The sequence below is a fragment of the Methylocystis sp. genome (assembly GCF_021731785.1).
Classification (GTDB): Bacteria; Pseudomonadota; Alphaproteobacteria; order Rhizobiales; family Beijerinckiaceae; genus Methylocystis.
This window is the reverse complement of record NZ_JAKFWS010000068.1, coordinates 59,097-67,699: the sequence shown is the minus strand read 5'-3', so window position 1 is coordinate 67,699 and position 8,603 is coordinate 59,097. Positions and strand designations below refer to the sequence as shown.

The following is an 8,603-nucleotide window of genomic DNA, read 5'->3' as shown; positions in this document are numbered from 1 at the left end:
TCGCCCCGCCCGTCTCCGCCAGAACCTTGGTGATCGCCGCCGTCAAAGACGTCTTGCCATGGTCGACGTGTCCGATCGTCCCAATGTTGCAGTGCGGCTTCGTGCGTGAAAACTTTTCCTTGGCCATCGCCGTGCTCCTCTAAAGAGTTCCGTTCGCCCGTAGTGATCGAGATCAGGCGTATTTCGCCTGCACCTTCTTCGACTCCGCCTCGGGCACTTGTTCGTAGTGATCGAATTGCATCGTGTAGCTCGCGCGTCCCTGGGTGAAGGAGCGCAGCTGATTGACGTAGCCGAACATGTTGGCGAGCGGCACCATGGCGTTGATCACCACGGCGTTGGCGCGCATGTCCTGGCCCTGAATCTGTCCGCGGCGCGAATTCAGATCGCCGATGACCGAGCCGGTATATTCTTCCGGCGTCACCACCTCGACCTTCATGATCGGCTCGAGCAGCACCGAGCCGCCCTTCTGCAGCGCTTCGCGGGTCGCGGCGCGCGACGCGATCTCGAAGGCGAGCACCGACGAGTCGACGTCGTGGAAGGCGCCGTCGATGAGCGTCGCCTTCAGATCGACCACCGGGAAGCCGGCGAGAATGCCCGACGTCGTTACCGACGCAATGCCCTTGTCGACGCCGGGGATATATTCCTTCGGCACCGCGCCGCCGACGATCTTGCTTTCGAATTCATTGCCCTTACCGGCTTCGTTGGGTTCGAAAATGATCTTGACGCGCGCGAACTGGCCGGTGCCGCCGGTCTGCTTCTTATGCGTGTAGTCGATTTCCTGCTTGCGCCCGAGACGCTCGCGATAGGCGACCTGCGGCGCGCCGATATTGGCGTCGACCTTGTAGGTGCGCTTCAAAATGTCGACCTTGATGTCGAGATGCAGTTCGCCCATGCCCTTGAGGATGGTCTGGCCGCTTTCCTGATCGGTCGAAACGCGGAAGGAGGGATCCTCCGCCGCAAGCTTCTGCAACGCGATGCCGAGCTTCTCCTGATCGGCTTTCGACTTCGGCTCGATGGCGATTTCGATGACCGGATCCGGGAACTCCATGCGCTCCAGGATCACCGGCTTCTGCATGTCGCAGAGCGTGTCGCCGGTGCGCGTGTCCTTGAGGCCCGCGAGCGCGACGATGTCGCCCGCATAGGCCTCTTTAATGTCTTCGCGGTTGTTGGCGTGCATCAGCAGCATACGGCCGATGCGCTCTTTCTTCTCCTTCGTCGAATTGAGCACGGTCGTGCCTGAGTCGATCTTGCCCGAATAGACGCGGGCGAAGGTGATCGTGCCGACGAAGGGGTCGTCCATGATCTTGAAGGCGAGCATCGAGAAGGGCTCGGAATCGAGCGGTTTGCGATCCAGTTCCGCGCCCGTGTTAACATCGACGCCCTTGATCGCCTCGCGATCGACAGGCGACGGCAGATAATGCACGACGGCGTCGAGCAGCGGTTGCACGCCCTTGTTCTTGAAGGCCGAGCCGCAGAACACCGGAATGAAGGCGATCTTCCGCACGGCGATGCGGATGAGTCTGTTCAGCGTCTCCTCGTCCGGCTCCTGGCCGTCGAGATAGGCCGCCATGGCCTCGTCGTCCATTTCGACGGCGGCTTCGATCAGCGCCAAGCGATATTCCTTGGCCTTGTCGAGAAGGTCGGCGGGAATGTCCTCATCGTGATATTTCGCGCCAAGCCCCTCGTCTTCCCAGACGACGGCCTTCATGCGCACGAGATCGATGATTCCCTTGAAATTCGATTCCGAGCCGATCGGCAGTTGCGCGCAGACCGGGCGGCCGCCAACGCGGGTCTTGATTTCCTCGACGCAGCGGTCGAAGTCGGCGCCGATCTTGTCCATTTTGTTGACGAAGACGATGCGCGGCACATTGTATTTGTCGGCCTGACGCCAGACCGTCTCGGTCTGCGGCTCGACGCCCTGATTGCCGTCGAGAACGCAAACCGCGCCGTCGAGCACGCGCAGGCTGCGCTCCACTTCGATCGTGAAGTCGACGTGGCCGGGCGTGTCGATGATGTTGAGGCGCTTGCCGTTCCAGAAGGTCGTCGTCGCGGCCGAGGTGATGGTGATGCCGCGCTCCTGCTCCTGCTCCATCCAGTCCATCGTCGCGGCGCCTTCGTGCACCTCGCCGATTTTATGGCTCTTGCCGGAGTAATAGAGGATGCGCTCCGTCGTCGTCGTCTTGCCCGCATCGATGTGGGCCATGATGCCGAAGTTACGGTAGTCCTCGATCGGATGAGAGCGGGCCATAACAATTGTCCTCGTGAAAGCTCGTGCGCCTTACCAGCGGTAATGCGAGAAGGCGCGGTTGGCTTCCGCCATGCGATGGGTGTCTTCGCGCTTCTTCACCGCGGCGCCGCGGTTGTTGGAGGCGTCGAGCAGTTCGGCCGACAGGCGGTCGACCATGGTCTTATCGTTGCGGGCGCGCGCCGCGGTGATGATCCAGCGGATGGCGAGCGCCTGACGGCGCTCGTTGCGCACTTCGACCGGCACCTGATAGGTGGCGCCGCCGACGCGCCGCGAGCGCACTTCGATCGCCGGCGCGACATTGTCGAGCGCCTGCTTGAACACGGCGAGCGGATCGCTCTTGGCTTTCGACTCGACCTGGTCTAGCGCGCCATAGACGATCTGCTCGGCGACCGACTTCTTGCCGTCGTACATGATCGAGTTCATGAATTTCGCGAGGACGACGTCGCCAAATTTGGCGTCCTCGATCACTTCGCGCTTCTCGGCCCGGTGGCGTCTCGACATGACCTAATCTCTCTTCTCATCGTCATGGCCGGGCTTGACCCGGCCATCCGTTGATTGTGTTCGCGATCCTCGGTCTCGGCGCCGGCCTCGCCCGAGGATGACCTTCGCTACGCTCCGGTCACTTCGGACGCTTCGCGCCGTATTTCGAACGGCGCTGCTTGCGGTCCTTGACCCCTTGCGTGTCCAGTACGCCGCGCAGAATGTGATAGCGCACTCCGGGAAGATCCTTGACGCGGCCGCCGCGGATCATCACGACCGAATGCTCCTGAAGATTGTGGCCCTCGCCCGGAATGTAGCCGATGACCTCGAATCCGTTGGTCAGGCGCACCTTGGCGACTTTGCGCAGCGCCGAATTCGGCTTCTTCGGCGTCGTCGTATAGACGCGAGTGCACACGCCGCGCTTCTGCGGGCAGGACTGCAGATGGCGCGCCTTCTCGCGATAGGTCGGCGCTTGGCGCGGCTTGCGGATCAATTGGCTGATCGTCGGCATTCAATAGGGTCCTTCGCGTGATTGCGAATGGCGGATTTCAAGGTGGTCCCGGCGCGCATGGCCCTAGGGCATGCGCAAACGAGCGAAGCGCCGATGGCCGCAGGGGCCAAGGCGCTTCTAACGCAGAGGATCCCGTCGCCGGGATCGTGCCTTCCTGTCCGACGAGTCTGTGGACGAGTTCTGATCGAAAAAGTCTTACAACTTTTTCGGAACGCGTCCTACGCGCCGGCATAATTGCCAATTACGCTTGGCGGTCACAGGCAAGGCGACAGCGTTTAAGTTCGAAGGATCGAGAGCGAGGCGCTCGCCGACGGCGTGAACTTACGGCCTGTCGAAAGTGGGCGGAACCTAATGGCGACGTTGGGCGGCGTCAAGGGAAGAATGTCACGCTGCTTCCAAAAAGGTGATGTTCTTGCTCAAGCCCCCAAGGCCGCATAGCATTCGCCCCAAAGACGACGCGTCCCGCTTTTCAACATCAAGCGGGACATCCCCACCCGGGGAATGTCCCCTTCGTTTTAAATGCCTTCCTGCGGGCCGTCTGGCCGGAATGACATTGTGAAACCCGTCGTACGATTTTCCTGTGTAATTGACAACGAACCCATTTTTCTTGCGCAAGCGATGAGATGGGCGCGAAGCCTAATCGAAATCGCCAACGTTCCGCCTGAAGATCTTGTCGTACATTACACTCAGGGGTTGGGCCAGGATTGTGTGGCGAGCTTCTCGCCGCTCGGCGTCAGAACGACCGAAGTGCAGGCGGTTTCGCGGCAGCGCCCGCATCTCAACAAACTCGCACAATTGCGGTCGGACTTCCTCCGCGATGCCGATCTGGCTGTGTTATGCGACTGCGACACGTTCTTTGTTGCCGATCCGCGACCCTATTTCGCGAAAAATATGGTCGCGGCCGCGGTCGTGGACAGCCCGAACCCGCCGATCGAAATCTGGGACATCCTGCTCCAGCGCGCCGGGCTGACGCGTCGGCGACCCGACATCGCCGTGGGTTCGGCCGCCGCCATGACTATTTTCGAGAACAGGAACGGCGGCCTCTACGTCCTGCCCGGTGCGCGGCTTGGCGAACTCGACGAGCCCTGGAGCAAATGGGCTCAGTGGCTCGAGGCGCAGGCGGATGTTCTCGGCGTCTATACGTTTTACATCGATCAGATCGCGTTCGCGCTGACTTGCCTAGAGCTTTGCATTGAACCGGATCTGCTGCCGAAAGCCCTGAACTTTCCAACCCATCTGGCGGCGGCCGATATTGGCGACGGCGCGCCGATCATGCTGCACTACCATCGCCAGGTGGACGATAGCGGCATGCTTCAGCCACTGGGCCAGCTTACGGTCGATCGAGCGGTCGCCTTCGTCAACGAGAGCCTGGCCAAACCAGCGGCGATACGCCGGAAGCGCCGGTTGTTGCTCCATGTCGGATTGCCCAAGACCGGAACCAGCTCGCTGCAGCGATGGTGCTATGCGAATTCCGACCGGTTCCTTGAACAGAGCATCCGCTACCCGACGCCCAGCGCCGACACCGCGCAGCCAAAACACCAGTTCATGGTTTCGGACCTGATGGCTGGCGATCTTTCCCGCACCGCCCAGGCGGTCGCCGAGGGCAGCGAAGAAAGCACGGTCCTCACCACCGAGGGGTTGACCAACCATCTCTACGATTTTCGTCCGATCGGGCTGGAGAAGATCCGCGGCCTTTTCGAAGCATTTCACCTGACAGTGTTCCTGGTTCATCGGAAACCAGAAGACTGGCTGAGGTCGTATCACAAGCAGTGCGCGATCAATCCGCGGAATGCCGAGTTCTACTATGGAACGGGACTGGATCTCCAGGCGTTCCGCGAGTTGCCGCGCGTTCGCAAGCTGATGAACGTCCCTAACCTCGCCCAGGACTGCGCCGCGGCGTTCGGCGCAAAAGAGGTCGTCACTATGGAATACGATTCCGATTGGCTGGTACGTTTTCTTGGCCTCTGCGGCTACACGCCGACCGAAAAGGTCGAACTGGAGGTCACCAACGAGAGCGTGCCCGACTGGCTCTTCGAGGGGGTCCTGCGGATCAACCGCCAGCCCTTCAGCGACAACGCCCGCATTGCATGGCTAGGCACACTGCAGCGCTTCGCCAATTCGCGGCATGCCGGCCTGAGGAAGCACGAGGCGACTGCGAATTCCCACGACCTGTGGCGGGAACTCGATCCAAACCTGATTGACAGGATTGCATCCCCGGATGCCCGCTGGGCGGGCTACCGAGAGCTGCTCGCGAACTGGGCCGGCGCTAAAGCGCCCGGCGGGCGGCGCGCGTGGAGCGCGCCCCGCTTCGGTCAGTTACGTGATGGAAAGATGCCTTCCAGCGCAATGCACCACATCAGGGTGAGATAGGGCCCCCTTTGGCTCACCAGCTGGACGCCCCCGCTGGGCTGGATCATGTCGGCGGCCATGACGCGGTTGGGCGGACCGTCGTGATAGGTGTCGTCGTCGCCGACGCCGCCGGCCAGATACCGGTCCTGCAGGCCGCCCTTGTCGGCGGTGACGTTGGTCGCCTGCACGCCGTGATTGTGAGGCGGCATCTGGTTGATTGTCAGGGTGAAGCTCTCGCGGCCGCCGACCTGGCCCTCGAGATAGTTGGAAAGGCCCGGCCCGGTCCCCTGGTGGATCGGCGCGCGGCCGCGAAGGTCAGGCAGCGCGAAGGTGGTCTGGCCGTTGCCGCCATAGGTCGTGCCGAGCAGGGAAAACAGGGCCGTGTTCTGCGAAATGGCGAGAATTTGGCCGTCCGCCTGCGCCCATCCGCGGGGACAGAAATTCGCGGCCGTGACCATCAGCTGGCCGAGGAAGGGCTCGGCCTGCGCCGCAGCGGGGGACATCGATGCGAAAGTCGCGACGACCGACAACGAAGCGGCGATCGGGAGAACCGCGAAGAGTCTGTGTGCCATATTGTTTCCTTCGAATATCGTTATCGTTGCAATGCGCCAAATTAGCATTAAGTTTTGCGAAGTTACAAGGGGCGGCACAACCAAATTGTCGTTGTAACCAAGCCGATTCTCTTGCCTATCCGGTTATTGCCCACACCCCTAAATGTGGGGTGCACCCAATCCCCGGGGTAAAGCCCGTCGAATGTCGGCGGGGCTGCCTCGGCCGGCATCCTTGTCGCGCCGATCGGGGCATCCGCGGGCACCGACAGCGTAGATCGCCGCGGGCGACGAACGCGCCGCAAATCGTCGCAGGCGGCGAAGTGGCCGTTCAACGCTGCCGTGAAAGCCGATAAGCTCACGCTGAACAATCGAATAAACAGGGAAGGACCGTCGAATGAGCCATGTCGCGCATGAGCTGCATGAAGAATTTCCACAACAGGCCGAAGCGATTCATGCGCTAAAGGCCGGGAACGCCCATTTCGCCCGCATCGCCGAGGATTATCATGCGCTCAACCGCGCCATCCACCGCATGGAGACCAATGTCGAGCCGGCCGAAGACGCAACCATCGAAAATCTGAAAAAGAAGCGGCTCGCGCTCAAGGACGAGATCGCCGGCTTCCTGGCGACGGCGTAAGCCTCGCGACCCCGCCCAACCCTCGCCCGGCGCTCCGAATTCAGGGAGCGACGGCATGGAGTCCGCCGTCATGCCCGGCCTTGCGCCGGGCATCCACGAGGCTACGGCGCCAAACGCGTAGTAGGAGGCCTCTCAGGGCGTGGATGGTCGCAACAAGCGCGGCCATGACGCGGGGAACCGGCCGCCTGCCACGGCGCCGCGCTACCGGTATTGCGCCGGCGGCTGCGGATTGTTGGCGGGGTTGCTGTCGTGCTTGGTGAGCCGCGTCACCAGCGGGCCGCCGACGAGCGGGGCAATTTCGGCCTCCAGCGCGTCGGCCACGTCCTTGCCGTAAACTTCCTCCCCGCCGACATGGATCGAGAAGGCCTTGCCGTGCTTCTCGATTTTCGCCGGGTCTTCGATCACCGCCTTGGTCCATTTGTAGAGCGGAAAATCGTCTTGGCCCTCGCGTTCGGCGGCCGCGACATAGTCGCGAAAGGCGTCGAGCTGGTTGCGCAGCTGCGCATTGTGCTTCGCCAAAATATCCCGCAAGGGCTGAAGTTCCGGATTTCCGGGGTCCTTCCGGGCGAGCCCGGCCGCCGCGTCGGCGAGATTGACCCGAACCTGATATGCCCAGTCTTCGCTCATCGCTCCACTCCCCGTGCGCCGCGCGCTACGTCGCTTCTTCTACATTAAGATTTAGCGCCGACCGCAGCCGGGCCTGAAAGAACATGAAGAAGATTGGCTTGGAGCTGGGGCTTGCCAACCCCCCGGCGGCGACACCCGTCGCGCCGCAGCTCTATCTCATTGTCGCCATTCTGATTAATGGCGCACGACCGGCAACACGACCAGGAATAAGATGATTTTTTCAGCGATCTGTGTATAAAGGTCGAGCGGCGCCGGAGCGGCGCCGCCTTTGGATCGGACGTTGGCCACATTTCAGCCGCCTTGGCCCCGGACTTTGTCGGCGTCGACAACGCGCCTTCCGGAAGTCCCGCCGTCGAGTCGAGAGAATGTCGACAGTTGCGCCAACGTTGCGCCCTTGCAGGCCGTAGGCGGCCGCTTTCGCGCGGAAACGCAGTCATGTTGCGCCGTCCTCGACGGTTGAGTCGCGGCCGCAAATAGCAAAGGTTGAAGATGCCGACCATCGCTCTCGTCGACGACGACCGCAACATTCTCACCTCCGTCTCCATTGCTTTGGAAGGCGAGGGCTATCGGGTCCAGACCTATACCGACGGCGCGCAGGCGCTCGACGGGCTGCGCGCCAATCCTCCTGATCTGGCGATCTTCGATATCAAGATGCCGCGGATGGACGGCATGGAGCTTCTGCGCCGACTGCGGCAGAAGTCGGACCTGCCGGTGATCTTTCTCACCTCCAAGGACGAGGAGATCGACGAACTCTTCGGCCTGAAGATGGGAGCGGACGACTTTATCCATAAGCCCTTCTCGCAACGGCTGCTGGTCGAACGGGTAAAAGCGATTTTGCGGCGCGCCAATCCCAAGGAGGCCGCCGCCCAGAAGGAAACCGAGGCCAAGGTTCTGGAGCGCGGCGCGCTGGTCATGGATCCCGAACGCCACACCTGCACCTGGCGCGGCGACCCAGTCGTGCTGACGGTGACCGAATTCCTGATTTTGCAGTCGCTGGCGCAGCGTCCCGGCGTGGTGAAAAGCCGCAATGCGCTCATGGACGCCGCCTATGACGATCAGGTCTATGTCGACGACCGCACGATCGACAGCCACATCAAGCGTTTGCGCAAGAAATTCAAGATCGCCGACAATGAATTCGAAATGATCGAAACGCTCTACGGCGTGGGCTATCGATTCAAGGAAGCCTGAGTTCTCGCGGAGGGT

At 61.8% G+C, this 8,603-nt stretch carries 9 protein-coding genes; 3 read left to right on the top strand and 6 right to left on the bottom strand.

The annotated features are described in order from the left end of the window. From QZ964_RS12705 to rpsL, 4 genes are all read right to left on the bottom strand, one after another. Positions 1 to 127 (bottom strand): GTP-binding protein (locus QZ964_RS12705; RefSeq protein ID WP_237155033.1); only part of this gene is annotated, 127 nt, incomplete at its 3' end. Between the two features lie 45 nt (positions 128 to 172). Continuing rightward, entirely contained in the window at positions 173 to 2,248 is a 2,076-nt protein-coding gene (gene fusA / locus QZ964_RS12700) for an elongation factor G (protein WP_292532028.1), read from the bottom strand. Between the two features lie 30 nt (positions 2,249 to 2,278). Next, positions 2,279 to 2,749, bottom strand: coding sequence for a 30S ribosomal protein S7 (gene rpsG / locus QZ964_RS12695; protein ID WP_292532027.1), 471 nt, complete (start codon positions 2,747 to 2,749; stop codon positions 2,279 to 2,281). 118 nt (positions 2,750 to 2,867) lie between these two features. After that, entirely contained in the window at positions 2,868 to 3,239 is a 372-nt protein-coding gene (gene rpsL, locus QZ964_RS12690; RefSeq protein WP_014890767.1) for a 30S ribosomal protein S12, read from the bottom strand. A gap of 708 nt (positions 3,240 to 3,947) precedes the next feature. Between rpsL and QZ964_RS12685 the strand changes: the two genes are divergently transcribed. Further along, the gene (locus QZ964_RS12685; protein ID WP_292532026.1) at positions 3,948 to 5,609 is read left to right on the top strand and encodes a hypothetical protein; all 1,662 of its coding nucleotides are present in this window, start codon (positions 3,948 to 3,950) and stop codon (positions 5,607 to 5,609) included. On the opposite strand, the gene QZ964_RS12680 is transcribed toward QZ964_RS12685, so the two are convergent. Further along, the gene (locus QZ964_RS12680; protein WP_292532025.1) at positions 5,552 to 6,160 is read right to left on the bottom strand and encodes a phage tail protein; all 609 of its coding nucleotides are present in this window, start codon (positions 6,158 to 6,160) and stop codon (positions 5,552 to 5,554) included. The two genes, QZ964_RS12685 and QZ964_RS12680, sit on opposite strands and share 58 nt — an antisense overlap. A gap of 373 nt (positions 6,161 to 6,533) precedes the next feature. Here QZ964_RS12680 and QZ964_RS12675 point away from each other — a divergent pair, with 373 nt between their 5' ends. Next, positions 6,534 to 6,773, top strand: coding sequence for a YdcH family protein (locus QZ964_RS12675; protein WP_292532024.1), 240 nt, complete (start codon positions 6,534 to 6,536; stop codon positions 6,771 to 6,773). 201 nt (positions 6,774 to 6,974) lie between these two features. Here QZ964_RS12675 and QZ964_RS12670 read toward each other — a convergent pair whose 3' ends face one another. Beyond that, positions 6,975 to 7,400: a hypothetical protein gene (locus tag QZ964_RS12670; protein WP_292532023.1), complete on the bottom strand. Its 426-nt coding sequence runs from the start codon at positions 7,398 to 7,400 to the stop codon at positions 6,975 to 6,977. Positions 7,401 to 7,889: 489 nt separating this feature from the next. On the opposite strand from QZ964_RS12670, the gene QZ964_RS12665 reads away from it, so the two are divergent. Next, a complete protein-coding gene (locus QZ964_RS12665) occupies positions 7,890 to 8,588 on the top strand; it encodes a response regulator transcription factor (protein ID WP_292532022.1) in 699 nt (232 codons plus the stop codon). Positions 8,589 to 8,603 lie beyond the last annotated feature (15 nt).

Excerpts from the sequence above, each read along its gene's own strand:
- QZ964_RS12680 (WP_292532025.1), bottom strand. The coding sequence starts at position 6,160 with ATGGCACACAGACTCTTCGCGGTTCTCCCGATCGCCGCTTCGTTGTCG.
- fusA (WP_292532028.1), bottom strand. The coding sequence starts at position 2,248 with ATGGCCCGCTCTCATCCGATCGAGGACTACCGTAACTTCGGCATCATG.
- QZ964_RS12675 (WP_292532024.1), top strand. The coding sequence starts at position 6,534 with ATGAGCCATGTCGCGCATGAGCTGCATGAAGAATTTCCACAACAGGCC.
- rpsG (WP_292532027.1), bottom strand. The coding sequence starts at position 2,749 with ATGTCGAGACGCCACCGGGCCGAGAAGCGCGAAGTGATCGAGGACGCC.
- QZ964_RS12665 (WP_292532022.1), top strand. The coding sequence starts at position 7,890 with ATGCCGACCATCGCTCTCGTCGACGACGACCGCAACATTCTCACCTCC.
- QZ964_RS12670 (WP_292532023.1), bottom strand. The coding sequence starts at position 7,400 with ATGAGCGAAGACTGGGCATATCAGGTTCGGGTCAATCTCGCCGACGCG.
- rpsL (WP_014890767.1), bottom strand. The coding sequence starts at position 3,239 with ATGCCGACGATCAGCCAATTGATCCGCAAGCCGCGCCAAGCGCCGACC.